Here is a 25,337-nt window from a genome sequence, read left to right on the forward strand (position 1 = left end):
AGCTAGGCCGCATGAGCACCACCAACGTCTATCCGACCTCTGCGCGCGGCCCGGTCGAACACGATGTCCGGCAACAGATCGTGACTGCGGCGAAAGAGCATTTCAGCCGCTACGGCTACGAGAAAACCACGGTGTCCGACCTTGCCAAGGCCATCGGCTTTTCCAAGGCCTACATCTACAAGTTCTTCGAGTCCAAGCAGGTCATCGGCGAGATGATCTGTTCCAACTGCCTGATGGAGATGGAGGCGGAGATCCGCCAGGCCGTCGCCAGCACGGATGCGCCTCCCGAGCAGCTGCGGCGCCTGTTCAAGGCGATCGTCGCTGTCACGCTGCGGCTTTTCTCCGAAGACCGCAAGCTGTACGAGATCGCCATTTCGGCGTCGGCCGAGCGCTGGCAGGCAGCGCAGGCCTATGAGGAACGCATGCATCAGCTGCTGCTGCAGATACTCGATGCCGGGCGCCAGCGGGGCGACTTCGAGCGCAAGACGCCACTGGATGAAACCGGGCGTGCCATCTTCCTGGTCATGCTCCCCTACCTGAACCCGGTGATGCTGCAGCACAGCCTCGACCATGCGGACGAGGCGCCTGCACAACTGGCCGGATTGGTGCTGAGAAGCCTGTCACCTTAAAATCCGCAGTTGTGACCATTGACATAAATGGTCACCAATCACAGAATCGGGTCCTGCTCATTGATCGGGACCCCCTCATGCTTCGGCACCGCCATCTGTCCATCGCCGCTGTCGGCGCACTGTCACTTGCACTCGCTGCCTGCGGCAAAAGCCCGCCGCCGGATCCGCGCACCCAGCCACCCCTCGTTCGCACCACCCTGATAGCGCCAGGCAATGCTTCCGAGCGCGTCTTCACCGGCACCATCGCGGCCAGGGTGCAGGGCGATCTTGGATTTCGCGTGGCCGGCAAGGTGCTCGAGCGCCTGGTGGATACAGGCCAGACGGTCAGGCGCGGCCAGGCATTGCTGCGCCTCGACCCGGTGGACCTGAAGCTGGCCGCCAATGCCCAGCAGGAGGCCGTCGCAGCCGCCAGGGCACGTGCGCAGCAGGCCAGCGACGAGGAGCAGCGCTACCGTGACCTGCAGGGAACGGGTGCCGTTTCGGCCTTGGTCCATGAACAGATCAAGGCAGCCGCAGATGCCGCCCGCGCCCAGCTCAGGGCGGCCGAAGCGCAGGCCGCCGCAGCGTTGAACGCCAGCCGCTACGCCGAACTGCTGGCCGATGCCGATGGCATCGTGATGGAAACACTTGCCGAGCCTGGCCAGGTGGTCAGTGCCGGCCAGGTGGTCGTGCGCCTCGCCCATGCCGGCAGGCGCGAAGCAGTCGTCCAGTTGCCCGAAACACTGCGCCCCGTGCTGGGCTCGACCGCCCAGGCCCGCCTGTTCGGCAGGGAGGATGTGGTCATCCCCGCCAGACTGCGCCAGCTGTCCGATGTGGCCGACCGGGCCACCCGCACCTTTGAGGCCCGCTATGTGCTGGACGCCGGCGCGGCGGCCAGCGCCCCGCTGGGCAGCACGGTCACGCTCAGGATTGGCGGGGCATCGACAGCGACGGCGACATCGACATCGACAGCGGGCAAGTCAACCCTGCAGGTCCCCATCGGCGCCATCCTCGATGAGGGCAAGGGCGCCGCTGTCTGGGTGGTGCAGGGCGATCAGGTCAGGCGCCAGCCCGTCACCGTGGTTCAGGTGCAGGACGGCAATGCCCAGGTGGTGGGTGCGCTGGGCCTGGGGGAGCGGATCGTCGCGCTCGGCGCGCATTTGCTGAGCGAGGGCGCGCAGGTGCGACTGGACAGCGAGGCGCCGGCGCCTTCAACGGCAACAACGTCCACGGCGTCCTCCGTGTCCACGGGAGCGTCCCGTGAGTGAAGGCCGTTTCAACCTATCGGCGCTTGCCGTCCGTGAGCGCTCCATCACGCTGTTCCTGATCCTGCTGATTTCGCTGACGGGTGTCTTTGCCTTCCTGAAGCTGGGCCGGGCGGAAGATCCGGCCTTCACCGTCAAGGTCATGACGATCATCACGGCCTGGCCTGGCGCCACCCCGCAGGAAATGCAGGACCAGGTGGCAGAGAAGCTGGAAAAGCGCCTGCAGGAGCTGCGCTGGTATGACCGCACCGAAACCTTCGTCAGGCCGGGGCTGGCCTTCACCACGCTGACCCTGCTCGACTCCACGCCCCCCGGCGAGGTGCAGGAGGAGTTCTACCAGGCCCGCAAGAAGCTCGGTGACGAAGCCCGCAACCTGCCGGCGGGCGTGATCGGCCCGATGGTGAACGACGAGTACGCCGACGTGACCTTTGCGATCTACGCCCTCAAGGCGCGCGGCGAGGAGCCCCGGGCGCTGGTGCGCGATGCCGAAGCCTTGCGCCAGCGTCTTTTGCATGTGCCGGGCGTCAAGAAGGTCAACATCGTCGGCGAGCAATCCGAGCGGATCTACGTGGAGTTCTCGCACGAGCGCCTGACCACGCTGGGCATCAGCCCGCAGGACGTCTTCGCGGCATTGAACAACCAGAACGCACTCACGCCTGCCGGGTCGGTGGAGACCCAGGGACCCCAGGTGTTCATCCGCATCGACGGGGCGTTCGACGCGCTGCAGAAGATCCGCGACACGCCCATCGTGGCCCAGGGCCGCACGGTCAAGCTGTCCGACATCGCCACCGTCCAGCGCGGCTACGAAGACCCCTCGACCTTCATCATCCGCAACGGTGCGGAGCCGGCCTTGCTGCTGGGCGTCGTCATGCGCGACGGCTGGAACGGGCTGGACCTGGGCAAGGCGCTGGACCGGGAGGTGGGCGCCATCAATGCAGACATGCCGCTGGGCATGGGCCTGACCAAGGTGACGGACCAGGCCGTGAACATCAGCGCCTCCGTCGATGAGTTCATGCTCAAGTTCCTGGCCGCGCTGCTGGTCGTGCTGGTGGTGTGCTTCGCCAGCATGGGCTGGCGCGTTGGCGTGGTGGTGGCTGCGGCCGTGCCGCTGACGCTGGCGGCCGTGTTCATCATCATGGCCGCCACGGGAAAGAATTTCGACCGCATCACGCTCGGCTCGCTGATCCTTGCGCTGGGCCTGCTGGTGGACGACGCCATCATCGCCATCGAGATGATGGTGGTGAAGATGGAGGAGGGCTACGACCGCGTGGCCGCGTCCGCCTACGCCTGGAGCCATACCGCGGCGCCCATGCTGTCCGGAACGCTGGTGACGGCGGTGGGCTTCATGCCCAACGGGTTCGCCCGCTCCGCTGCAGGCGAGTACACCAGCAACATGTTCTGGATCGTCGGCATCGCGCTCATCGCGTCCTGGGTGGTGGCCGTGGTGTTCACGCCCTATCTCGGCGTGAAGATGCTGCCCCCTCTCAAGAAGGTCGAAGGCGGACATGCGGCGATGTATGGCACGCCCCGCTACGAGCGCCTGAGGCGCGTGCTGGGCAAGGTGATCGCCCGCAAGGGCATGGTGGCCGCAGTCGTGGGCGGGCTCATGGTGGCTTCCGTGCTGGGCATGTCCATCGTGAAGAAGCAGTTCTTTCCCATCTCCGACCGGCCCGAGGTGATGGTCGAGGTGCAGATGCCCTACGGCACCTCCATCGGCCAGACGAGCGAGACCACCCGCAAGGTGGAAGCCTGGCTGCTGCAGCAGCCCGAATCGGAGATCGTGACCGCCTATATCGGCCAGGGCGCACCGCGCTTTTTTCTGGCCATCTCGCCTGAGCTGCCCGACCCTTCGTTCGCCAAGATCGTCGTGCGCACCGCCAACCAGGCGCAGCGCGACGCACTCAAACTGAGGCTGCGCGAGGCCATCGCCCAGGGACTGGCTCCGCAGGCGCAGGTGCGCGCATCGCAGATCGTGTTCGGGCCGTACTCCCCGTTCCCCGTGGCGTATCGCGTCTCCGGCCCCGACCCGCAGCGGCTGCGCGACATTGCCGGCCAGGTGCACAAGGTGCTGCATGACAGCCCGATGATGCGGACCGTGAACTCCGACTGGGGGGTGCGCACCCCTGTCATGCGCTTCACCCTGGACCAGGACCGGCTGCAGGCCATGGGCCTGACCTCTGCGGCGGTCGCGCAGCAGTTGCAGTTCCTGCTCAGCGGCGTGCCCGTGACCACCGTGCGCGAGGACATCCGCACCGTGCAGGTGATGGCGCGTTCTGCGGGCGGCACCCGCCACGATGTGGCCAGGGTCGGCGACTTCACGCTCACCAACGCCACTGGCCAGCGCATACCGCTGTCGCAGCTGGGCGAGGTCACCGTGCAGATGGAGGAGCCCGTCATGCGCCGCCGCGACCGCATGCCCACCATCACGGTTCGCGGAGACATCGATGACAGCCTGCAGCCGCCCGATGTCTCGGCGGCCATCACCCGGCAGCTGGAGCCCATCAGGAAGGCGTTGCCTGCGGGCTACCGCATCGACGAGGCCGGCTCCATCGAGGAATCCGGCAAGGCCATGACGGCCATGCTGCCCCTGTTCCCGATCATGATCGCCATCACGCTGATCATCATCATCTTGCAGGTGCGGTCGATATCGGCCATGGTCATGGTGTTCCTGACCAGCCCCCTGGGATTGATCGGCGTGGTGCCGACGCTGATCGTCTTTCAGCAGCCCTTCGGCATCAATGCACTGGTGGGGCTGATCGCGCTGTCGGGCATCCTGATGCGCAACACGCTGATCCTGATCGGGCAGATCCAGCACAACGAGCGGGAGGGGCTTGCGCCGTTCCAGGCGGTGGTGGAGGCCACTGTCCAGCGCGCCCGGCCCGTGATCCTGACCGCGCTGGCGGCGATCCTGGCATTCATCCCGCTGACCCAATCGGTGTTCTGGGGAACGCTGGCCTATACGCTGATCGGCGGCATGCTGGCCGGCACGGTGCTGACGCTGGTCTTCCTGCCCGCCATGTACTCGATCTGGTTCAGGATCAGGCCCGGCGAAGCAGGGCGCTGATGCACGGCACACGCGCCCAGGGCTTTGGCCGATTGGCCACAATGGGGCATCCCGTTCCAGGCTCAGGAGGCCATGCATGTCCGATATCCGCTGCGGCGATTCCACCCACCCACGCGCATCCCTGGGCCGCCGCTGCGCGCGTGCCGCCGCTCCCCTGCTGGCGGCGCTGCTGCTGTCGCCGTTGGCCCAGGCCGCGCTCAAGGTGGGCGACACCGCGCCGCGTTTCACCACGCCGGCTGCGGTGGCGGGCAAGGCCTTTGATTTCGACATGGCCGCCACGCTCAAGAAGGGGCCGGTGGTGCTGTATTTCTTCCCCAAGGCCTTCACCCAGGGCTGCACCATGGAAGCCCACGCCTTTGCCGAGGCCACGCCGCGTTTCGCGGCCATGGGCGCCACGGTGGTGGGCATGTCGCATGACGACATCGATACGCTCAAGCGCTTTTCCACCGAGGCCTGCCGCGACCAGTTCGCCGTGGCATCGGACCCGCAGGCGCAGACCATCCGCGCCTACGACGCCTCCGCCGCCGCCGATCCCCAGCGCGCCGACCGCATCTCCTACGTGATCGGCCAGGACGGCAAGGTCCGCTTCGTGCACATCGGCTCTGACCCGGACGAGCATGTGCGCCAGACCGAGGCCGCGGTCAAGCGGCTGACCGGAAAGTAGCCCGCCGCGCGGCCCCTGTCAGGGGCCGTTGCCCTCGCTGGCCAGGATCTCGGCGTATTCCTCGTCCGTGAACAGCCTGGAGCGTGTGTGGAAGGCCTTGCCCGTGCTGCCCTCCAGCGAGAAGGTGCCGCCCTGGCCCTCGATCACGTCGAGGATGAGCTGGGTGTGCTTCCAGTATTCGTACTGCGACTTGCCGATGTAGAAGGGCGCGCCGCCCACCTGGCCCAGCAGCACGTCCTGGGCGCCTATCGTCAGCTCGCCGGGCAGGTAGCAGTTGGCGGCGCTGTTGTCGCAGCAGCCGCCGGACTGGTGGAAGAACACCGGCCCGTGCTGCGCCTGCAGGTCGGCGATCAGCGCCAGGGCGGCGTCGGTGGCAGTCACTTTGTCAACCATGGGTTGGTCCTTTCCTGGGTGGCCGGCCGCGCTGTGCGCCGCCGGCCGCATTCACCTGGGAAGAACTTCAGAAGAAGCCCAGCTTGTTCTCGCTGTAGCTGACCAGCAGGTTCTTGGTCTGCTGGTAGTGGTCCAGCATCATCTTGTGGGTTTCGCGGCCGATGCCCGATTCCTTGTAGCCGCCGAAGGCCGCGTGCGCCGGGTAGGCGTGGTAGCAGTTGGTCCACACGCGCCCGGCCTTGATGGCGCGGCCCATGCGGTAGGCCACGTTGCCGTTGCGGCTCCACACGCCGGCGCCCAGGCCGTAGAGCGTGTCGTTGGCAATGGCCAGGGCCTCGGCCTCGTCCTTGAAGGTGGTCACGGCCAGCACGGGGCCGAAGATCTCCTCCTGGAAGATGCGCATCTTGTTGTGGCCCTTGAACAGCGTGGGCTGCACGTAGTAGCCGCCTTCCAGGTCGCCGCCCAGATGGGCCTGGCCGCCGCCGGCCAGCACCTCGGCGCCCTCCTGCTTGCCCAGGTCCAGGTACGACAGGATCTTGGTGAGCTGCTCCTTGGACGCCTGCGCGCCCATCATGCTGTCGGTGTCCAGCGGGTTGGCATGCCGGATGGCGGCCACGCGCTGGAGCACGCGCTCCATGAAGCGGTCGTAGATGCTTTCGTGGATCAGCGCGCGGCTGGGGCAGGTGCAGACCTCGCCCTGGTTGAAGGCGAACAGCACCAGCCCTTCGACGGCCTTGTCGAGGAAGGCATCGTCCTTGTCCATCACGTCGGCGAAGAAGATGTTGGGCGACTTGCCGCCCAGCTCCAGCGTGGCCGGGATCAGGTTGTTGGCCGCGGCCTGGGCGATCACGCGGCCCGTGGAGGTGGAGCCCGTGAAGGCGATCTTGGCGATGCGCTTGCTGGTGGCCAGCGGCATGCCGGCCTCGCGGCCGAAGCCGTTGACGATGTTGAGCACGCCGGGCGGCAGCAGGTCGGCAATGAGCTCGGCCAGGATCAGGATGCTGATGGGCGTGGACTCGGCCGGCTTGAGCACCACGCAATTGCCCGCACCCAGCGCGGGCGCCAGCTTCCAGGCCGCCATGAGGATGGGGAAGTTCCAGGGAATGATCTGGCCCACCACGCCCAGCGGCTCCTGGATGTGATAGGCCACCGTGGTCTCGTCGATATGGCTGAGCGCGCCTTCCTGGGCGCGCACGCAGCCCGCGAAATAGCGGAAATGGTCCACGGTCAGCGGGATGTCGGCATTCAGCGTCTCGCGGATGGCCTTGCCGTTGTCCACGGTCTCGGCATAGGCGAGCAGCTCCAGGTTGGCCTCGATGCGGTCGGCGATCTTCAGCAGGACGTTCGCACGCTCGGCCGCGCTGGTGCGGCCCCAGGCGTCGCTGGCGGCATGGGCGGCGTCCAGCGCCAGTTCGATGTCCTCGGCCGTGGAGCGCGCGGCGCGGGTGTAGACCTTGCCGCTGATGGGGGTGACCACGTCGAAGTACTGCTCCTTGACCGGAGGTACGAACCTGCCGCCGATGAAGTTGTCGTAGCGGGCCTTGTAGGCGATCTTGGCGCCAGCGGCGCCGGGTGCTGCGTAGACGGTCATGCTGCTTGTCTCCTGAGGATGCTTATGGGTCTGTTGTGATCGGGTGTGGATCGGGATATCCGGCCCTGGCCGGACGGCAGACATGATTCAAAAGCCGTGCCAGCCTGCAGGCCGCAGGGCAGGTGCCCGCAAAGGCACGCGGGACGTGGCTGCTGCGGGTATTCCCGTGCGCGTTCGCCCTGTGCCGTGACGTTGCGCAACAGGACAACTGTCCAGAAATGGAACAGTCGGGCGCCTGGCCTGCCACTTGGCTTGCCCGGTGCCCGCCGGCCCCGCATACTGGTCTGCAACGCGGCGCAATGACGCCCGAGCAGGAGACAGCATGCAATCGAGAGCCTCCCTTGTGGCCTTGCGCCAGGCCCGTCACAGCCTGATGGAGTCAGGCCTGTGCCCCAGCGGCCTGGTGGACGAGCGCCTGGCGCGCTCGTGGCAGCGCTGCATCGAGCAGGGACTGCGTCCCACCGGGCGCCTGGGCGCCGCCGACAACCTGGAGCAGCACGCGCTGGGCGTGCTGCGCAGCCGCCACCATGCGCTGCTGGCGCATTCACGGCCCGTCATGGAATACCTGTCCGAGCAAGTGCGCGGCAGCCAGAGCGTGGTGGTGCTGGCCGGCCCCTGCGGCACCCTGGTGGATACCTGCGGCGACCCTTTCTTTCTGGGCAAGGCCGAGCGCGTGGCCCTGGCCAGCGGCGCGTCCTGGCATGAGGCGCAGCGCGGCACCAATGCCATCGGCACGGCACTGGCCGAGATGGACTCCATCGAAATCCAGGGCGGCGAGCATTTCCTGGAGCGCAACGGCTTTCTCACCTGCGCGGCGGCGCCCATCCTGTCGGGCACGGGCCAGCTGCTGGGCATCCTGGACATCTCCAGCGAACATGGCCGGGGCAGCCCGCACACGCTGGGCCTGGTCGGCACGGCGGCCCGCATGATCGAAAACCGCCTCATGGCCTGCGACGGCCAGCGCCACATCCGCCTGCACCTGCACGCGCGGCCCGAAGGCATTGGCACGGTGGCCGAAGGCATTGCGCTGATCTCCGCGGACGGATGGCTGGTGGGCGCCAACCGCGCCGCGCTGGCCCTGCTGCGCCTGTCGCGGGGGCAACTGGGCAGCGTGTCGCTGGAGCAGGTGCTGGACGCGGGCCTGGAGGAGTTGCTGTCACGCCAGCACCGCCAGCCCGATGCGGCCCAGCCGCTGCGGCGCCATGACGGCACGGCGCTGTTCGGCCAGCTGGTGCCGGACCGGCGCACGGTCCGGTCCTCGGTCGTGGAACGGGTTGCAGAACAACAGCAACAGGCGCCGCAGCAGCCGGCGCGCGATGCGCTGGCGCGGCTGGACACGGGCGATGCGCGCTGGCGCACGGCGGCCGACAAGGCCCGGCGCGTGCTGGGCAAGCCGATTGCGCTGCTCATCCAGGGCGAGTCCGGCGTGGGCAAGGAATGGTTTGCACGCGCGGCCCACGACAGCGGGCCACGCCGCGACGGCCCCTTCGTGGCCATCAACTGCGCGGCCATGCCCGAGTCGCTGATCGAGGCCGAGCTGTTCGGCTACCGCCAGGGCGCCTTCACGGGCGGGCGGCGCGAAGGACAGGCGGGCCTGCTGCGCCAGGCGCACGGCGGCACCCTGTTCCTGGACGAGATCGGCGACATGCCGCTGTCGCTGCAGACCCGGCTGCTGCGCGTGCTGCAGGAGCGGCAGGTGGTGCCGCTGGGCGGCGGCACGCCCGTTGCGGTCGATTTCGCGCTGGTCAGCGCCTCCAACCGCAGGCTGCGCGAGGATGCCGACCAGGGGCGCTTTCGTGCCGACCTGTACTACCGCATCAACGGCCTGGCCGTGGAGCTGCCTCCGCTGCGCGAGCGCGGCGACTTCGAGGCGCTGGCCGCGCGCATGCTGGCCGACATCGAACCCGCGCGCCCGCTGCGCATGGCACCGGCCCTGCTGGCGCAGCTGGCCGGCCATGGCTGGCCCGGCAATCTGCGCCAGTGCGCCAGCGTGCTGAGAACGGCCTGCGCCATGCTCGATCCCCATGAGGACTGCCTGCAATGGCAGCACCTGCCCGACGACTTCCAGGCCGAGCTGGCGCAGACCGCCCGCAGCGGCCCCCGGCTCGACGCTGCGCCGCAGAGCCTGGATGAACTCTCGCGCTCGGCCGTGCGGCAGGCGCTGGAGAACTGCCGGGGCAATGTCACCCAGGCCGCGCGCATGCTGGGCATCAGCCGCCAGACGCTGTACCGCAAGCTGGCCCAGGACCGTGTGGCGGACGGCTTGCGGCTGCAGTGAGGCGCCTGCCGGTGCTCAGGCCTTGAAGGTGATCCAGGGCCTGAGCTTCACGGCGGCGTGGATCAGGCCGGCGGCCTCCTGCGACTCGATGACCGGGCCGATGGGCTTGTAGGCTTCGGGCGCCTCCTCGATGCGGCGCTCCTCGCGCAGCGTCACGCATTGCCAGCCCTGCTCGGCCGCATGGCCTGCACGGGCCTCGGGGCGCAGCGCGCGCACGGCCTGGCGGCGCATGCGCCGCCCCGCGCCATGGCTGCAGGACCAGAGCCAATCGGCCGCGCCCAGGCCCGTGACCAGGTACGAGGCATCGCCCATGGACCCCGGGATCAGCGCGAAGTCGCCCTCGTTGGCCGGCGTGGCGCCCTTGCGGTGGATGTTCATGCCGCCTTGCTGCAGGACCACGTTGTGCGGCACATCGACCACCAGGTGCGAATCCGCTGCGCCCACGATCTGCTCCAGGTCCTTGCGCACCAGCTCGGCCAGCACCACGCGGTTGGCCCAGGCATAGCGCGCCGCCACGCCCATGGCCTGCAGGTACTCGCCGGCCAGCGGACCCGACAGGCCGTACAGACCGCTGGCAGGGTGCTTCACGCCTTGCGGCCACTCGGCCCGGGCGCGGTCCATCCAGGCCTGGCCCACGTAAAAGCCCAGGTCGCGCGAGCCGCTGTGGATCATCACCACCACGTCGCCCGCGCGCAGTCCGGCGCGGTAGGCCGCGTGGCGGTCCAGCACCTCGTCGACCACCTGCAGTTCCACGAAATGGTTGCCCGATCCCACCGTGCCCAGGCACGGGTCGCGGAACACGGCATGGCGCTCCTGCAGATAGGCATGGGGCGCGTGGCGGGCGCTGCCAGCGAAGCTGTCCAGGCCGATGCAGGCGGCCAGCTCGCGGTGCAGGCGGTCCCTGTCGACATGGCCCCAAAGGCCCTGGCCGTTCAGCCGGTCCACAAAGGCGGCCGGCCCGTGGTCGAACAGCGCGCGGAAGGCGGCCGTGGTCACGGGCACGTCGCGCCCGCTGCCCAGCAGGCTGGCGGTCAGCAGTTCCACCAGCCGGCCCTTGTGCGGCGCCAGCTGGTCCAGCCGGGCGCCCGTGGTCAGCAGGCGCACGCTGCAGTTGATGTCCGTGCCGATGGCGGCCGGAATGACGAAGTCCGATGGCGTGGCCACCACGCTGCCCACGGGCGCCACCGTGCCCGGATGGAAGTCGGGCGTGGCGCAGGCGCGGCAGACGGCGCCGTGGCTGCCCTGGCCGTCATGCCGGCGCACGGCTGCAAAGGCCAGCAGCTGGCGCACGGCCTTGTCCTCCAGGGGAAGGCTGTCGGGAAGAAGAATATGGGCCTCGGCCAGGCCATCGCGCACGTGGTAGATGCCGTCGCGATAGTCGAGGGAGACGCCCGTGCGTGCAAAGGCACGCTGGAGTCGTTGAGGAGTGCTCATGGCTGCAGATCCGCGAGGCCTGGTTGGCGCTCGCCGCGTCCGATGGGTGTACGGACGATGAAAGACACCCGGGCGGCAAAGGCCCGGAAAACGTCTTTCCTGCAGCAGCTCGTTCAAGAAAGAAGGGGCGCAGTATAGCGGCAGATTTCCGAATCGTCTGCGGCTTCGGTTCTTGCAGCTTGAGCAGCACGCCGATCGATCGGCCGGTCGGCCGGCCAGTCTCGCGCTCGACGCGGCAGATCAGGTCCAGCCTTTCCTGGTGCTGGGTGTGGGTTGCGTGGCTGAAGTTCGGGCGAAAGGCGCCAGCGCCAGCGTGCAACAGGGCGCGGATGATGGAAAGGTCGCAGCCCAAGGGCCGAGCGTGGCGTGGAGAAGACCGCGCATGGTGCCCTTGGAGGTTTTGGGGCCTTATATGCCGCGTGCGCCTGACGCGAGAAAGCCGCCATCGACGGGCATCGCGATGCCGGTTACGTACCGAGCGTCTTCGGACACCAAGTAGGTCACGGCCGAGGCGATCTCCCCACAGGTGCCGTAGCGGTTCATCGGAATGGCCTTCGAATATTCGGCGCGGAACTGCGCGGTGTGCAGCGCCTGCGTCATCGGCGTATCGACGGGGCCTGGAGCCACCGCGTTGGCGGTAATCCCGTGCTCGGCCAGTTCCACGGCCATCTGCCGCGTCAGCGCAATCACCGCCCCTTTGGACGTGCCGTAGGCGGTGCGGCCGCTCCCCACTGCGCGCATGCCGGCAACAGACGCGATGTTGACGATGCGGCCCCAGCCCTGCTTCACCATCAGCCGAGCCGCCGCTTGCGCGCACAGCAGCGTGCCGGTGACGTTGACGTTCATCGTCGCGACGAAGTTGTCGAGCGGGAAGTCGATGAAGGGGAAGACCTTCGCAATGCCGGCAGAGTTGACAAGGATGTCGCAGCGCCCGTGCTCGCGCTCGACCTGCTCGAACGCCGTGGCAATAGCCTCGGGCTTGCCGACGTCCAGCCGCAGCGCGGTGGCCCGGCCGCCGGCAGCACTTAGCTCGAGTGCCGTCGCCGTCGCCGCATCGACATCGAGGTCGGCCACGAGGACATGGTGGCCGAGGACCGCCAGACGGGCGCACACCTCTGCGCCGATGCCCTTGGCGCCGCCGGTGACGAGCGCGACACGTGATTCGGAAATGGTGGTCATGTCGGGTACCAATAAGAAGGTAGAAGGGTTCAAAGGAAGCCGATCGAGATCCACGGCACCGCCGCGACGATCACGAGGCCGACGAACAAGGCCAGCATGTAGGCGCCAATCGGTCGGATGCCTTCGTCGGGGTTGACGCGGCCGATCGCGCAAGCGGCGTAGTAACCCACACCGAAAGGCGGCGCGAACAGGCCGAGGCCCATCGCGAGGATGACCACCATCGAGTAGTGCACCTCATGGATGCCCACGGTGCGGGCAATCGGGAACAGCAATGGGCCAAACAGCACAATCGCGGGGATGCCCTCGAGCATGCTTCCCAGCACGATGAAGGCGACGACCGATACCGCCATGAAGCCTGCAGCCCCGCCAGGCAGCTCACGCATGGCCTGGCTCAGCGTGTTCGAGAAGCCCGATTGCGTCAGGCCCCAGGCCATCGCGGTGGCCGCACCGATGATCAGCAGGATCGAGCCTGACAGGCTTGCGGTATCCACCAGCATCGGATAGATCCGCTTCCAGTCGAACTGCCGGTAGATCAACAGGCCGGCGAGCACGCCGTAGGCGATGCCGATGGTGGAGACCTCTGTGGCAGTCGCGACACCTTCCACCACAGCGGCGCGGATGATGAACGGCAGCGCGATGGCCGGGAGCGCAATCAGAAATGCCCGACCGATCTCACGCCGGCTGGCACGCTGCACGCCGCTCAGGTCTTCATGCCGATAGCGGGCCCACACTACCGCCATCAGCGTCACGGCCAGCACGAGGCCTGGCAGCAGGCCGCCGGTGAACAACGCGGCGATCGACACGCCGGTGACCGAGCCTATCGTGATCAGCACAATGGATGGCGGAATGGTCTCGGTCTGTGCCCCGGTGGCCGACAGCAGCGCGACCAGGTCGCCTTCCTTGGCGCCGCGCTTCCTCATCTCGGGGAACAGCACCGGTGCCACGGCTGCCATGTCTGCGGCCTTCGAACCTGAGATGCCGGAGACGAGATACATCGCGCCAAGCAGCACGTAATGCAGGCCCCCGCGCACGTGCCCCAGCAGGCTGGCGAGGAACGCCACCATCGCACGCGCCATGCCCGTCATCTCGATCAGTTGGCCCAGGAAGACAAACAATGGCACCGACAGCAGGATCAGGTGGCTGACGCCCTCGTCCATGCGACCGACGACGATCAGAACGGGCGTGTTCGTCGCCAGCATCACATAGCCCAGCGTTGCAAGGCCGAAGGCGAAGGCAATCGGCACGCCGGCGAACACTGCCCCAGCGACGACGACCACGAAGAAGACCACCAGATTGGCGTTGCCGAGCTGTCGCCACACCGGTTGCAGCAGCGTCATCACGACCATCAGGGCGACGACCAAGCCGACGGCGGCCATCACTTGGCGCGGCCGCCCCACCGCGACGAGCCGCAGTACGGCCAGCAGCGCCATCGCCCCGAATCCTGCGGTCATCGCGGCCGCGCGCCATGAATTCTGCAGATCCAGCGCTGGCGTGCGCATCATCGCCTCCTCCACCGCGTATTCATATGCATGCGGCAGCACCAGCAGCAGGAATGCCAGCGCCGCTGCGGTGGCAAGCACATCAAGGAAGGCGCGCGCTTCGGGCGCGAGCTTGCCCACCACTGCCGTCATGCGCATGTGCTCGCCGCGCTGGAAGGCGACCGCAGAGCCCAGCATCGCCAGCCACAGGAACAGGATCGAGGCGACCTCATCCGACCAGATCAACGGATAGTGGAACATGTAGCGCGCGACCACGCCGGCCAGCAGCACGGCGATTTCGGTGGCCACCAGCAGCGCGACGGGTAAGCCGAGCAGGTGTCCCAGCGCTTGATGGGCGCGCTGCGCCCAGGCAGCGACGACGCCGCGCTGCGGGCCGTCTTCGGAGATGGGTGTGGCGTGCATCTCGGTCAGCCCAGCTTGCCGGTGTGCTTCTCGAGCAAGGCCCAGGCCTCATCGCCATACTTCTTCTTCCACTCGGCGTAGAAGCCTGACGCAAGAAGCCGCGCACGGAACGGCCCGATTTCCGGGTCGTTGAAGGCCAGCCCCCTGGAAGTCAGCTCGGGCCGCAACGAGGCGTCGAGCTTCGCGCCATCGGCGCGCATGTCGAGCGCAGCCTGGTTCAGGTGCTTGGCAATGATGGGCCTTACCTTCTCGGGCATGCGGCTCCAGACCTTTTGGTTCGTCATGCACCAATAGCCATCCCACATGTGGTTGGTCATGGAACAGTACTTTTGCACCTCGTAGAGTTTGGCGATCGAGATGATCGCCAAAGGGTTCTCCTGACCATCGACCACCTTCGTCTGCAGAGACGAATATGTCTCCGCGAAGTTGATAGAAGTGGGTGCGGCGCCGAGATGCTTGAACAGCGAGGTCCACAGAGGGCTAACCGGTACGCGAATCTTCAAGCCCTTGAGGTCGTCGGGCGTGTTGATCGGACGGACGCTGTTGGTGATCTGCCGGAAGCCGGAACTCCACACGGTGTCCATCGCCATCAGGCCGACCTTGGGGAACTGCGCGCGCAGAAATTTGCCGAGATCACCGTCCAGCGCCTTGTTGACGGCCTCGTCGTTCGCCCAGGCGAATCCAAGCCCCCACATCGATGAGACGGGCACGAGCTGCGACAGCACGTTCACGCCCGAGACGGTGAAGAACTCGAGCCCGCCTGCGCGCAGCTGCGAGAGCATGTCGGCGTCGTTGCCGAGTTGGTTGTTCGGGAAGACGTTGATCTGAACCTGGCCACCCGTGTCTTTCAGGATGCGCTCAGCGGCCTGCATCGCTCGCACGTTGAGGGGATGTGTCGCCGGCAGGTTGGTCCCGAACTTGTAGGTAAATTCGGCGGCGCGCGCGAAGCGCGGCAGCACCAATGCCGGTGCGCTGATCAGTGCGGCGCCAGTCACGATGGCACGTCGGCGGTCGATCGAATTCATGGTTATGTCTCCTGTTGTTTATGGAAGTGAGAGGTGGGCGTCGGCCGTGCCGAGCAACGCCTTGACGAAATAGTCGGGCTGGCCCATCTGGCCGCCCTTGAGCGCAATTTCGAGCTGTGCCAGGTGCGGCTCGCGCGAGATGGCGCGGCACAGCGGAGCGCCTGGCGCCAACCGGGCGACGACGCGCAGAGCCTGCGGGGCTAGTCGCTGCGTGACGTGGCTGGAGGTGTCGCCACCCGACAGCAGCAGGCGCTTGAGAGGATGCGCACGCAGCAGCGCATCGACGAGGTCGCCGAAGCGGTGTCCCAGCAGGCGGCCGCCTTCGTGGCGGGCCTGCTCCCGGCTGATGCCTTGCTTGGCGAGCGCGGACAGCATCGCTTCGATACGCGGGTCCTTCGGGCCGCGCGCGCTGTGCAGCATCACGCTGTGGCCGGCGCGCAGCGCTAGCAGGGCCTGATCGACGAGGCGGGCGAGTTCCGCTGCGGGATCGCTCGCTGCGACCAACGCGGCAGCGTCCACCGGCAACTCGACGAAGCCCGCATCAACGGCTGCGTCGATCTGCAGCGCGCTCAGCGGCGAAGCGCTGCCTGAGACGGCCAGCACCTGCGGCACGCCGTCGAAGCGGTCGTGCGTAGTCGGGATGGATGGCAGGGCGCCGGTCTCGTGCCACCACTGCGTCAGCGCATATTCGAGACCCGAACCGCCGATGCAGAACAAGGGTGTCTGGCGGCCCTGAGCCGCACCAGCGAGCCCATCGAGCAGCCGGCCGGTCTCGGTCAAGTGCTCAGTCGTGGTGCCGTCCAGCAGCACCGCGCCGCCCGACGTGGCGTCAACCAGGCGCTGCAACTCGCCCGCCATCTCGGTGCGGTCGAGTGTGAGTTGCGGCAGCGTGAAGCCGGTGACAGGCATCGCGGTCTGCCCTGCGAGGTGGCGCGCCAGATCCGCCTCGTGCATCGGCGTTACAGGGTGCACGCTCATGATTGGGTGGCGATCGATGCGATGCACACGGTCGTCGGTGCCGGAGCGCGCGAACAGATTGCCGAAGGCGCAGTAGCGGCCGAGCGCGGGGGTGGCGGCAACGATGGGAATCGCGGTGTCACCGAAGGCCGTGCGAGAAAGGTCCATGACCCGCCCGATGCTGCCGATGGTTGGTGAGCTGTCGAAGGTCGAGCAGACCTTGTAGTGCACCAGCGGCACAGGCAGGCGGGACATCGCTGCAAGCACGGGTGCGAGTTGCGCGTCCATCTCGGCCGGCGACATCGCGCGGCTCGCGCCCGCCACGCCGATCGCGTCGAAAGGTCCGAACTCGGCCAGCGTCTGCTCGTCGGGCACGTCGAGGAACAGTGCGCAGTTCAGGCCGGCGAACGCCAGCACTTCGAGTGCATCGGTAGACCCGGTGAAATCGTCACCGTAGAAGGCAAGCTTCATACCGGCTCCTACAGGTTGGCGAAATGAACCAGCGCGCGCTGTAGCGCTGGGTGCGCATCGGCATAGTGCTCCAGGCTCACGCCGGCCACCGCCGCCTCCCAGCCTTCGCGCATGCTTGCCACGCCTGCGGCGATGCCGTCGGGGTGGCCGATGATCCCGCCGCCCGCGAGGTGCATCAGGTCCACCGCGCCGAGCGCGCCGTACAGGTCGGGCGCCAGGCCGGCCCATTGACCCGACGAGAACACCGGCATCAGCGGCTGCAGTCCCGCCCAGGGCGCCAGGCAAGCCTTCGCGGAGGCGATCACCGAGTCGTCCGGCTCCCAGAACTTGCTGCGGATGCCGTTGCAGTGCAGGTGATCCACGCCGGCCAGGCGCCACAGCTTCTGGTAGGCCTGGAACGAGAAGCCGAGCCCTCCATGGCGCGTGAACGCGCCCCAGCCATTGCGATGACCATGGATCGGCAACTGCGAGTGGCGGCGAAGGTGTTCGACGGCGCTGAATCCGACCCAGTTGATGCTCACCATCACGCAGCTGCCGCCTGCGGCGAGCACGGCGTCGTGGCGGCGCAGCATCTCGTCGACCGAACCCGAGATGTTGATCGCGTACATCGGCATGCGACCGAGGCGATCGGCATGGCGTTGCAACACCGGCATGACGGCGCGCAGGCGCTCGTCGAACGGCGCGTACGGCGGGTCGGCGATCAGTTCATCGTCCTTGATGAAGTCGATGCCGGCTGCACAGAGGCTGTCGACCAATTCGGCGGTCTGTGCGGGCGTGAGACCGATGCTGGGCTTGATGATGGTGCCGATCAACGGCCGGCCATGGACGCCGGCGAGACGCCGGGTGCCGGGGATGCCGAAGGCGGGGCCGGCGAACTGCGCGGCGTATTCGGGGGCGAGATCAAGGTCGAGCAGGCGCAGGCCGGTGACTTCACCGAGCTCGTACAGGTTGCCCGCGATGGTGGCCAGCATGCTCGACAGATTGGCTCCGACGTTGGCGACAGGGAACGCGATCTCAATCTCCGCGCGGTGGAAGACGCCGCCGTGCGGATGCCGGCCGACATAGGCGCTTGGAAGCGTCGGCTGAAGCCCGGGTGCGAGTGGCTTGATGCTGGCGATCCGCGCGCGGGACCGCTCTTTCAGTTCATCGGTCTCACCGGGCAGTGAAAGGAAGGTGCCGCTGGACTGTTCGCCGGAGATCACCTGCGCGATCTTTTCGGAGGCGACCGAGCTTTCGACGAAATAGCGGGCGGTGAACTCTTTACGCGGGGCGATGTTGTTCATGAGGCTGTGAGCTTCTGTCTTTGATAGACCGAAGGGTAGGCGTCACAAACCAATGAGGCAAACGATTCAATTTCGAATGGCTGTGATATAAACTCACAAAACGTACGGGTTGACCCTAGATCAAAAACTCGCCATGGCCACGCCCCATCGACTTTCGCTCAACGGATTGCGCGCCTTTGAGGCGACAGCGCGTTTGCGCAGCTTCAGCGCGGCAGCTGAAGAACTCTCGGTGACGCATGGCGCGGTGAGTCGCCATATCCGCACGCTTGAAGACTCGCTGGGCCTGGCGCTTCTGCAACGCACAGCGCAAGGTGCGACGCCAACAAACGAAGGGTTGCGCTTGGCGGAAGGCCTCTCTACGGCCTTTGGTCTGATTCAGTCAAGTGTCGAGCAACTCAAGCCTGGCCCGCTCACATTGGCATGTTCGGAGTCGATCATGATGTACTGGCTCATTCCCAGGCTGAATCGCTTCAAGGAGATCAACCCCGAGGTGGAGCTTCGCTTCAACATGAGCCATGGTCCGATCGACTTCGCTTATGACAAGGTCAGTGTGGCCATTCGTCTGTCATCGATTGACCCCCCAAAGGAGGCTGTCCGAGCGGATGTGGCTCATGAATGGATTGGGCCGGTATGCTCACCTGGGTATCTGCAGAACCACCGCATCGAGTCCTTCGAAGATCTCGCTCGAGCACGGCTGATGATCTCGCTCACCCGACCAACAGCCTGGGCCGACTGGGCCAGTTGCAGTGGGCAAATGAGCCCGGAGTTGCGCGTAGATGAGTCATTCGCCCACTTCTACCTGCTTATCCAAGGCGCCCGTTGTGGTCTGGGTATGGCGAATGTGCCCCATATGCTGGTCCGAGATGATCTGATGAGCGGCACCTTGGTTGCTCCCATGGGCTTTGTGTGTGGCCCCAACCGACTAGCGATCTGGACTGCTCCACACCTTAGCCGCAGACCTGATGTGGTGAAGCTGGTCGACTGGTTGCACGATGAGTTGCGCGCATCGGAGCCGTAGATGATCTGCGGTCAGTGCGGATCTTTGATGGAGGAGCATGTTTTTGACTCCTGATTGGAAGATTTGGGCTGGTTGATCGTTACCGTGAGGAAACAGCGATGAATGAGCCTTGCTCGCGCAGATGCCTCTGGAAACGATCGGCATAGTCTTCGACGACGGCATGCCTCACGCTGGGGCGCTCCGCAAGCGCCGATCGCCACGCTGAAATGCGCGGAAGGCCGTCGAAGACCTGATACGCGACCGTCGCGGGGGTGATGTCGAAGTATCGGAACAGCGGGGCGTAAACCGCATCGACCATGCCAAAGGCCTCGCCTGCGAAAAATGGCCCTGTATCCATTTCTGACTCCAGCTTGCCCAGCCGTTCGCGAAATGCAGCGCGCTTGGCATCGGCGGTTGCAGAGTCGCGAGCGTGGAGGAACTGCCAGCCTTCGGCGAAGGCCTGGGCGGCAAACTCGATCCACGCGCGGTGCTGTGCACGAGGCAATGCATCAACGGGGTACATCGGCGCACCGCCTTGCGTTTCATTGAGGTACTCGCAGATGACGACGCTTTCGAACAGGATCGCGTCCTCGGCATTCGCTTGGCGCACCTTGAGCACCGGCACCTTGCCGGTCGGTGAAAGTGCCAAGAACCAGTCTGGCTTGGCTGACAGATCGACGTCTATCCGATCGAATTCCACACCCTTCTCAAGAAGCACGATCACGGCGCGCTGGACGAAGGGGCACAGCGGGTGGCTTATCAGGGTAAGTGCAGTCATAGTGATGTGAGGCTCTGGAGGGTTTGTGCAGGGGAAACAGCGGCATGGGGCCACGTACCGCTGTTTCCTTTGCCTGGAGTGGAGGAGCTGTCACGCAGCGCTGAAGCAGGCCGTCAGCGCCTCGTTGACTCTGCCCGAGCCAACACGCTTTCGCCGACCTCCTGGGCTGCGCGCTTAGCCATTGAGCAGGCGGCCGCCGTCAACGACGATTTCAGAGCCCACCGTCCAACGCGACTCGTCGGAAGCCAGATACAGCACGGCTTTAGTCACCTCGTCGGCCGTGCCGAAGCGCCCAAGCGGAATGCTCGCCGCAATATCTTTGTTGACCTGCTCGCGGTGCGCGTCCGGAATCCCGAGCTTGTCGTACAGCGGCGTTTCGATCGGTCCGGGGCTGACCGCATTGACACGGATGCCACGTCCCAGCAATTCAGTCGAAAGCGTCTTCGACATGTTCAAGAATGCGGCCTTCGTGGCGGCATACACGGACGAGCGGGCTGCGCCTGCATGCGCGCTGACGGAGGTGTTGAGCACGACGGAGGCGGGATTCGCGAAGATCGGGAGCAGTGCCTGCATCAGGAAGTAGGGGCCCTTGACGTTGATGTCGAAAGAGCGGTCAAACATCTCTTCCGACCATTCCTCGATGGGCAGCCAGACAGATACGCCGGCATTGAGGAAGGCAATGTCCAGTTGGCCGTAGTGCTCCTTGATGATCTGTGCCAATTCCTTTTGGGCAGCAACGCTGGCCGAGTCGGCGCGCAGCACCTGAACTTCGGGGCCCAGTTCGGCTTGTGCCTTTGCGATCGAATCGGGATTTACGCCCGTGACGATGACGCGGGCGCCTTCCTCCAGAAACTGCTTTGCGGTTTCCAGCCCGATGCCACTCGTGCCGCCAGTGATGAGAGTACGTTTACCTTGCAAGCGCGACATTGATTTCTCCTGAGAACGACGACCGACCAGGTCGACCGCAGGAATGATGCATCCATGCAAAAAAATACATAAGATATGACTTATGTATAAGATTCATGCTGAAACTGCATGAATTGAGGTGAGTAATGGACCGATTTCTTTTGATGAACTGCTTCGCGCGCGCCGTAGAAACTGGAAGCTTTTCTGCTGCGGGGCGTGATCTGGGCCTGGGGCAACCCAATGTCAGTCGCTATGTGGCGGCGCTGGAAGATCATTTGCAGGCGCGCCTGCTCCACCGGTCCACGCGAAAGCTATCTTTGACGCCGGAGGGCGAACGCTACTACGCGGACATCCGGCGAATCCTGGATGCGGTAGATGAATCCGAATCGTCCTTCAGGAACAACGTCGAGCCATCAGGGCTCTTGCGCGTAGCCTGCCCAACGGCTCTCGCACACGCATTTGTGTTGCCACACGTGCCGACCTTTTTGGAACGCTATCCCCAATTGACCTTGGATCTTCAATTCAACGATCGATACGTGGACTTGGTCAACGAAGGGACCGAAATCGCCATTCGCATCGGACACTTGGAGGACAGTAGCTTGCGGGCCCGGCGTCTTGGATGGTACGACCGCGTCTTCGTGGCCAGCAAGGACTACCTGGCCAAACGTGGAGTTCCGCAGACTCCAGATGACCTGCGCGATCACGATTGCATCATCTACACCCTGTTGTCGTCCGGGGCGATCTGGCGATTCCGCGACGCGGACATCCCGGTTTCCGGCAGGCTCAGGGTGAACTCGCCCGACGCAGTGAGTGCCGCGGTCACGGCAGGCCTGGGCGTAGCACAAGGACCTGCGTGGCTGTTTGAGGGCGGGCTGAACAGCGGCCGATTGCAGTTCATTCTGACGGATCATGCGGCTCCGTCCGTACCGGTGCAGATCGTCTATGTGGCCAACAGGTTGCTACCCACGCGGGCTGTCGTGTTCATGGACTTTATGGGTGAGTTGTTTTCGAGGATTCCTGCCTTGAATGGCCGCACTCCTTTGCCGAATCTATAAATGTTTCGTTCGTCGGTCACCCGCGAATGCCATCAGGGCGAGCAGTACGAACACCTTGCATCGACAGGCCGAATGTGAGACTGCAAACCCTTCAGCCCCTTGCTCTGCCGAATCTTGCTTTTCTTGAGAAGTCCATGCGAGACATTCCCTAAGCGAGTGCGCCCTCCAGCAGCTCGGCCATGCGCGGCAGGTCGGGATCGGCGCTGGTCACCAGCCAGATGGCGCGCTCATAGGCGGCGCCCGCAATGGGCAGCATGCGGCAGTCGCCCATGAAGCGTTCCAGGCCCGTCCAGTGCGGCACCAGGCCCACGCCCATGCCGTCGGCGGCCAGCATGGCGATGGCCTCCAGCGCGTCCAGGTCGCACAGCACCGCGGGCTCCAGCCCCTGGTCGGCCAGCCAGTCGGCCGCATGGCGGCCTCCCCAGGCATCGGGGTCGTAGCGTATGTAGGGCAGGCTGCGCAGCAGCGTGGCCGGCCGGCCGCGTGCCTGGGGCGGGGCCAGCAGCACCAGCGGCTCGCTGCGCAGCTGCACGCTGCGCAGCGCCTTGGGCAGTTCAAAAGGGGGCGCCACGATGACGGCGGCATCGAGCTCGCCGGCCTGCAGCATCTGGAACAGTGCGCGCGAGGTGCCCGGCACGATGACGGGCCGGCACTGCGGCGCCGCCTGCGTGAGCTTGCGCAGCGCAGCCGGTAGCATGCCCGTGAGCGCGGTCGAGATGGCGCCGATGCGCAGCGTGCCGGCCAGGCCATCGGCGCTGGCATCGCTGCCCAGCAGCGCGGCCTCGCGCACCAGGCGCCGCGCGCGCGGCAGCAGGGCCAGGCAGGCCTGGGTGGGGCGGGCCGCATGGCCGCTGCGCGAAAGCAGGGCAAAGCCCAGCTCGCGCTCCAGCGCCTGCACGCGCTGGCCCACGGCGGCGGCGGTCAGGTGCTCGGCGCGCGCCGCATCGGCGATGGAGCCGCTGTCCACCACGGCGATCAGGCTCTTGAGATAGCGGGTCTCCAAAAGATTTCCTTGGGGATTGCAAAGAAATCAACGCTATCACTTTTGAAAAGCCTCTGCTAGGCTCGCGCCACCCACGGCAGGCCACGGCCTGCGAACCTGCCTGCACCACAAGCACAACCAAAGGATCAGCCATGCGCACCAGCTTCCACCTTGCCTACCATGTCCGCGATCTGGACGAAGCGCGCGCCTTCTACGGCACGCTGCTCGGCTGCCAGGAAGGCCGCAGCACCGAGACCTGGGTGGACTTCGACTTCTTCGGCCACCAGATCTCGCTGCACCTGGGCGAGCCCTTCCCGGTCACGAACACCGGCCGCGTGGGCGACCACATGGTGCCCATGCCCCACCTGGGCCTGGTGATGGCCATGGACGACTGGAAGGCCCTGGCCGCGCGGCTGTCGGGCGGCGTGGTGGACTTCGTGCTGCAGCCCGGCATCCGCTTCGAGGGCGAGCCCGGCGAGCAGGCCACCATGTTCTTCCGCGACCCCAGCGGCAATCCCATCGAGGTCAAGGGCTTCGCCGACCTGGACAAGGTCTTCGCCAAATGAGCGGTTCGCTCCCCCCGCTCCCCCCGCTCCCCCCGCTCCCCCCGCTCCCTTTCCTCTGCGCACCCGGCTACCCGGCAGCCCAAGCCTGGCTGCAGGCCCTGCAGGCCGCCCTGCCAGAGGAGCGCGTGGTGGCGCTCGATACGCTGGATGCGGACCAGCGCGCGGCCTGCGAGGTCGCCATCGTCGCCAACCCCCAGCCCGCCGACCTGCGCACGCTGCCGCGCCTGCAATGGGTGCACAGCGTCTGGGCTGGCGTGGAGCGCCTGGTGGCCGACCTGGGCGATACCGACCTGCGCATCGTCCGCCTGGTGGACCCGCAACTGGCCGACACCATGGCCGAGGCCGTGCTGGCCTGGACCCTGTACCTGCACCGCGACATGCCGCGCTATGCCCGGCAGCAGGCCGCGCGCCAATGGCTGGCGCATGACGGCGTGCGCGCGCAGGACAGGACGGTATCGCTGCTGGGCCTGGGCGCACTGGGCAAGGCCGCCGCGCAGCGGCTGCTGGCGGCAGGCTTCCAGGTGCGCGGCTGGAGCCGCACGCCCAGGCAGATGGAAGGCGTGCAATGCCATGCGGGTGATGCCGAGCTGCCCGCCATGCTGGCGCAGACCGACATCCTCGTGTGCCTGCTGCCGCTCACGCCGCAGACGCGCGGCATCGTCGGCGCGCAGGCGCTGGCCGCGCTGCCTGCCCATGCCTCGCTGATCAACTTTGCGCGCGGCCCCATCGTGGACGATGCCGCGCTGCGCGCCGCCCTGGACGGCGGCCGCCTGGCCCATGCCGTGCTGGACGTGTTCGAGCAGGAGCCCCTGCCAGAATCGTCCTGGCAGTGGGCGCACCCCGCCGTGACCGTGCTGCCCCACATCTCGGCACCCACGGACCGCGCGACGGCATCGGCCATCGTGGCGGGCAACATCCGGCGCTGGCGCGCCAGCGGCGAGCTGCCGCAGGCGGTGGACGCGGCACGGGGCTACTGAGGGCGGCTACGGTACGGCTATGGCACGGTCATGGACTGGCTTCTGAGCCAGTCCATGACGGCGCGCACATGGGGACCCGGCTTCCGTTGCTCACCCACGGCCAGATGGTAGGTATGGCCGGTGATCGAGGGGCCGAAGGGCTGCAGCAGGTGGCCGGCCGCAATGTCCTCGGCCACCAGGGCCAGGCTCAACAGGGCAATGCCATGGCCGGCAATGGCCGCCTGGATGGCATGGCCCTCATCGGAAAAGCGCAGTTGCCCCGCCGGTGAATTCCAGGCCAGGCCTGCCTCGTCAAACCAGCGCTCCCAGGTGGGATTGCTGGCGTGCGCCGTCTTCCAGTCAAAGCGGATCAGCGGCAGGCGGGCCAGGTCGGCCGGACCCAGCACGCCCAGCCGGGGATTGGCCACGGGCGCAAAGCGGTCGCTGAACAGGGGCTCGGCCACCAGGCCCGGATAGGGGCCGCGCCCGTAGCGCACGGCGATATCGACGGCATGGGAGCGCAGGTCCACCACATCGTCCGAGGCCTGCAGTTGCAGGTCCACCTCGGGGTGCATCGCGCGGAAGCTGGCCATGCGCGGCACCAGCCATTTCACGGTGAACGCATTGGTGGCCGAGATGCTGACCTGGGCGCGCAGGCGCTTTTGCAGCAGGCGCTCCAGCGTGGCGGCAAAGGCGTCGAAACCATCGCGCAGCACCGGATAGAGCTGGGCGCCGGCCTCGGTCAGCACCACCTTGCGTACCTGGCGATCGAACAGCGCCAGGCCCAGCTGCTCCTCCAGCGCGCGGATCTGGTGGCTGATGGCCGTGGGTGTCACGGCCAGGTCGTCGGCGGCCTGCTTGAAGCTGCCCAGGCGGGCGGCGGCCTCGAAGGCGCGCAGTGCGGAAAGCGGCAGCTGATTGCGTTGCATGAGGGCTGGAGGACGCAAGGGTCGGGTGAGGAATGGGGTGAGGAAAACTCATCTT

21 protein-coding genes are annotated in these 25,337 nt (G+C 66.5%); 9 read left to right on the forward strand and 12 right to left on the reverse strand.

Translation table 11 applies throughout. The features are described 5' to 3' along the window. Positions 1 to 11: 11 nt before the first annotated feature. The 4 genes from IB269_RS22955 (at position 12) to IB269_RS22970 (ending at position 5,601) form a co-directional block, all read left to right on the forward strand. Positions 12 to 629 carry a TetR/AcrR family transcriptional regulator gene (locus IB269_RS22955; protein ID WP_012207452.1) on the forward strand — a complete coding sequence of 206 codons (618 nt, stop codon included), beginning with the start codon at positions 12 to 14 and terminating at the stop codon, positions 627 to 629. A gap of 77 nt (positions 630 to 706) precedes the next feature. Beyond that, positions 707 to 1,876 (forward strand): efflux RND transporter periplasmic adaptor subunit, encoded by a 1,170-nt coding sequence (locus tag IB269_RS22960; protein ID WP_192368408.1) that lies wholly within the window; start codon positions 707 to 709, stop codon positions 1,874 to 1,876. After that, complete coding sequence (locus tag IB269_RS22965) at positions 1,869 to 4,937, forward strand: efflux RND transporter permease subunit (protein ID WP_192368409.1); 3,069 nt, start codon at positions 1,869 to 1,871, stop codon at positions 4,935 to 4,937. Before IB269_RS22960 ends, IB269_RS22965 begins: the two co-directional genes overlap by 8 nt. Before the next feature lie 76 nt (positions 4,938 to 5,013). Further along, on the forward strand, positions 5,014 to 5,601 hold the full coding sequence (locus tag IB269_RS22970; protein ID WP_141835351.1) for a peroxiredoxin: 588 nt from the start codon (positions 5,014 to 5,016) through the stop codon (positions 5,599 to 5,601). 18 nt (positions 5,602 to 5,619) lie between these two features. Here IB269_RS22970 and IB269_RS22975 read toward each other — a convergent pair whose 3' ends face one another. Together IB269_RS22975 and IB269_RS22980 are read right to left on the reverse strand one after the other, a co-directional pair. Beyond that, positions 5,620 to 5,994: a DUF779 domain-containing protein gene (locus tag IB269_RS22975; protein WP_034398973.1), complete on the reverse strand. Its 375-nt coding sequence runs from the start codon at positions 5,992 to 5,994 to the stop codon at positions 5,620 to 5,622. A gap of 67 nt (positions 5,995 to 6,061) precedes the next feature. Continuing rightward, entirely contained in the window at positions 6,062 to 7,585 is a 1,524-nt protein-coding gene (locus IB269_RS22980) for an aldehyde dehydrogenase family protein (protein ID WP_012207447.1), read from the reverse strand. A gap of 322 nt (positions 7,586 to 7,907) precedes the next feature. Here IB269_RS22980 and IB269_RS22985 point away from each other — a divergent pair, with 322 nt between their 5' ends. Continuing rightward, positions 7,908 to 9,863: a sigma-54-dependent Fis family transcriptional regulator gene (locus tag IB269_RS22985; RefSeq protein ID WP_192368410.1), complete on the forward strand. Its 1,956-nt coding sequence runs from the start codon at positions 7,908 to 7,910 to the stop codon at positions 9,861 to 9,863. Positions 9,864 to 9,878: 15 nt separating this feature from the next. Here IB269_RS22985 and IB269_RS22990 read toward each other — a convergent pair whose 3' ends face one another. From IB269_RS22990 to IB269_RS23020, 6 genes are all read right to left on the reverse strand, one after another. Next, positions 9,879 to 11,297, reverse strand: a complete 1,419-nt coding sequence (locus IB269_RS22990; RefSeq protein ID WP_192368411.1) for an RtcB family protein — start codon at positions 11,295 to 11,297, stop codon at positions 9,879 to 9,881. Between the two features lie 408 nt (positions 11,298 to 11,705). Next, the gene (locus IB269_RS23000) at positions 11,706 to 12,476 is read right to left on the reverse strand and encodes an SDR family NAD(P)-dependent oxidoreductase (protein ID WP_012207444.1); all 771 of its coding nucleotides are present in this window, start codon (positions 12,474 to 12,476) and stop codon (positions 11,706 to 11,708) included. Positions 12,477 to 12,505: 29 nt separating this feature from the next. Beyond that, entirely contained in the window at positions 12,506 to 14,377 is a 1,872-nt protein-coding gene (locus tag IB269_RS23005) for a TRAP transporter large permease subunit (protein WP_097201388.1), read from the reverse strand. 5 nt (positions 14,378 to 14,382) lie between these two features. Further along, complete coding sequence (locus tag IB269_RS23010; RefSeq protein ID WP_012207442.1) at positions 14,383 to 15,402, reverse strand: TRAP transporter substrate-binding protein; 1,020 nt, start codon at positions 15,400 to 15,402, stop codon at positions 14,383 to 14,385. A gap of 18 nt (positions 15,403 to 15,420) precedes the next feature. Next, positions 15,421 to 16,830 carry a four-carbon acid sugar kinase family protein gene (locus tag IB269_RS23015; protein WP_192368412.1) on the reverse strand — a complete coding sequence of 470 codons (1,410 nt, stop codon included), beginning with the start codon at positions 16,828 to 16,830 and terminating at the stop codon, positions 15,421 to 15,423. 8 nt (positions 16,831 to 16,838) lie between these two features. After that, the gene (locus IB269_RS23020; RefSeq protein WP_192368413.1) at positions 16,839 to 18,113 is read right to left on the reverse strand and encodes a ribulose-bisphosphate carboxylase large subunit family protein; all 1,275 of its coding nucleotides are present in this window, start codon (positions 18,111 to 18,113) and stop codon (positions 16,839 to 16,841) included. A 133-nt stretch (positions 18,114 to 18,246) separates the two neighbouring features. Between IB269_RS23020 and IB269_RS23025 the strand changes: the two genes are divergently transcribed. Then, positions 18,247 to 19,131: a LysR substrate-binding domain-containing protein gene (locus IB269_RS23025; protein ID WP_192368414.1), complete on the forward strand. Its 885-nt coding sequence runs from the start codon at positions 18,247 to 18,249 to the stop codon at positions 19,129 to 19,131. A 79-nt stretch (positions 19,132 to 19,210) separates the two neighbouring features. Here IB269_RS23025 and IB269_RS23030 read toward each other — a convergent pair whose 3' ends face one another. Together IB269_RS23030 and IB269_RS23035 are read right to left on the reverse strand one after the other, a co-directional pair. Beyond that, positions 19,211 to 19,888, reverse strand: coding sequence for a glutathione S-transferase family protein (locus IB269_RS23030; RefSeq protein WP_225614261.1), 678 nt, complete (start codon positions 19,886 to 19,888; stop codon positions 19,211 to 19,213). A 174-nt stretch (positions 19,889 to 20,062) separates the two neighbouring features. Then, a complete protein-coding gene (locus tag IB269_RS23035; RefSeq protein WP_192368415.1) occupies positions 20,063 to 20,815 on the reverse strand; it encodes an SDR family oxidoreductase in 753 nt (250 codons plus the stop codon). Positions 20,816 to 20,940: 125 nt separating this feature from the next. Here IB269_RS23035 and IB269_RS23040 point away from each other — a divergent pair, with 125 nt between their 5' ends. Then, positions 20,941 to 21,849, forward strand: a complete 909-nt coding sequence (locus tag IB269_RS23040; RefSeq protein ID WP_192368416.1) for a LysR family transcriptional regulator — start codon at positions 20,941 to 20,943, stop codon at positions 21,847 to 21,849. Positions 21,850 to 21,997: 148 nt separating this feature from the next. Here IB269_RS23040 and IB269_RS23045 read toward each other — a convergent pair whose 3' ends face one another. Then, on the reverse strand, positions 21,998 to 22,852 hold the full coding sequence (locus IB269_RS23045; RefSeq protein WP_192368417.1) for a LysR substrate-binding domain-containing protein: 855 nt from the start codon (positions 22,850 to 22,852) through the stop codon (positions 21,998 to 22,000). Positions 22,853 to 22,983: 131 nt separating this feature from the next. Here IB269_RS23045 and IB269_RS23050 point away from each other — a divergent pair, with 131 nt between their 5' ends. Together IB269_RS23050 and IB269_RS23055 are read left to right on the forward strand one after the other, a co-directional pair. Further along, complete coding sequence (locus tag IB269_RS23050; RefSeq protein WP_012207434.1) at positions 22,984 to 23,397, forward strand: VOC family protein; 414 nt, start codon at positions 22,984 to 22,986, stop codon at positions 23,395 to 23,397. Next, a complete protein-coding gene (locus IB269_RS23055) occupies positions 23,394 to 24,374 on the forward strand; it encodes a 2-hydroxyacid dehydrogenase (RefSeq protein WP_192368418.1) in 981 nt (326 codons plus the stop codon). Before IB269_RS23050 ends, IB269_RS23055 begins: the two co-directional genes overlap by 4 nt. A 17-nt stretch (positions 24,375 to 24,391) precedes the next feature. Here the strand turns inward: IB269_RS23055 and IB269_RS23060 are convergent, their stop codons facing one another. Continuing rightward, complete coding sequence (locus IB269_RS23060) at positions 24,392 to 25,282, reverse strand: LysR substrate-binding domain-containing protein (protein ID WP_065345505.1); 891 nt, start codon at positions 25,280 to 25,282, stop codon at positions 24,392 to 24,394. Positions 25,283 to 25,337: the final 55 nt, after the last annotated feature.

This window comes from Delftia sp. DLF01 (assembly GCF_014852125.1).
GTDB lineage: Bacteria > Pseudomonadota > Gammaproteobacteria > Burkholderiales > Burkholderiaceae_C > Comamonas > Comamonas acidovorans.

What these genes read in the sequence shown, in the direction of transcription:
- IB269_RS23005 (WP_097201388.1), bottom strand. Translation starts at nt 14,377, where the DNA reads ATGCACGCCACACCCATCTCCGAAGACGGCCCGCAGCGCGGCGTCGTC.
- IB269_RS23000 (WP_012207444.1), bottom strand. Translation starts at nt 12,476, where the DNA reads ATGACCACCATTTCCGAATCACGTGTCGCGCTCGTCACCGGCGGCGCC.
- IB269_RS23015 (WP_192368412.1), bottom strand. Translation starts at nt 16,830, where the DNA reads ATGAAGCTTGCCTTCTACGGTGACGATTTCACCGGGTCTACCGATGCA.
- IB269_RS23040 (WP_192368416.1), top strand. Translation starts at nt 20,941, where the DNA reads ATGGACCGATTTCTTTTGATGAACTGCTTCGCGCGCGCCGTAGAAACT.
- IB269_RS22975 (WP_034398973.1), bottom strand. Translation starts at nt 5,994, where the DNA reads ATGGTTGACAAAGTGACTGCCACCGACGCCGCCCTGGCGCTGATCGCC.
- IB269_RS23010 (WP_012207442.1), bottom strand. Translation starts at nt 15,402, where the DNA reads ATGAATTCGATCGACCGCCGACGTGCCATCGTGACTGGCGCCGCACTG.
- IB269_RS23050 (WP_012207434.1), top strand. Translation starts at nt 22,984, where the DNA reads ATGCGCACCAGCTTCCACCTTGCCTACCATGTCCGCGATCTGGACGAA.
- IB269_RS22960 (WP_192368408.1), top strand. Translation starts at nt 707, where the DNA reads ATGCTTCGGCACCGCCATCTGTCCATCGCCGCTGTCGGCGCACTGTCA.
- IB269_RS22980 (WP_012207447.1), bottom strand. Translation starts at nt 7,585, where the DNA reads ATGACCGTCTACGCAGCACCCGGCGCCGCTGGCGCCAAGATCGCCTAC.
- IB269_RS22970 (WP_141835351.1), top strand. Translation starts at nt 5,014, where the DNA reads ATGTCCGATATCCGCTGCGGCGATTCCACCCACCCACGCGCATCCCTG.
- IB269_RS23020 (WP_192368413.1), bottom strand. Translation starts at nt 18,113, where the DNA reads ATGAACAACATCGCCCCGCGTAAAGAGTTCACCGCCCGCTATTTCGTC.
- IB269_RS22990 (WP_192368411.1), bottom strand. Translation starts at nt 11,297, where the DNA reads ATGAGCACTCCTCAACGACTCCAGCGTGCCTTTGCACGCACGGGCGTC.
- IB269_RS23055 (WP_192368418.1), top strand. Translation starts at nt 23,394, where the DNA reads ATGAGCGGTTCGCTCCCCCCGCTCCCCCCGCTCCCCCCGCTCCCCCCG.
- IB269_RS23060 (WP_065345505.1), bottom strand. Translation starts at nt 25,282, where the DNA reads ATGCAACGCAATCAGCTGCCGCTTTCCGCACTGCGCGCCTTCGAGGCC.
- IB269_RS22955 (WP_012207452.1), top strand. Translation starts at nt 12, where the DNA reads ATGAGCACCACCAACGTCTATCCGACCTCTGCGCGCGGCCCGGTCGAA.
- IB269_RS23025 (WP_192368414.1), top strand. Translation starts at nt 18,247, where the DNA reads ATGGCCACGCCCCATCGACTTTCGCTCAACGGATTGCGCGCCTTTGAG.
- IB269_RS22985 (WP_192368410.1), top strand. Translation starts at nt 7,908, where the DNA reads ATGCAATCGAGAGCCTCCCTTGTGGCCTTGCGCCAGGCCCGTCACAGC.
- IB269_RS23035 (WP_192368415.1), bottom strand. Translation starts at nt 20,815, where the DNA reads ATGTCGCGCTTGCAAGGTAAACGTACTCTCATCACTGGCGGCACGAGT.
- IB269_RS23030 (WP_225614261.1), bottom strand. Translation starts at nt 19,888, where the DNA reads ATGACTGCACTTACCCTGATAAGCCACCCGCTGTGCCCCTTCGTCCAG.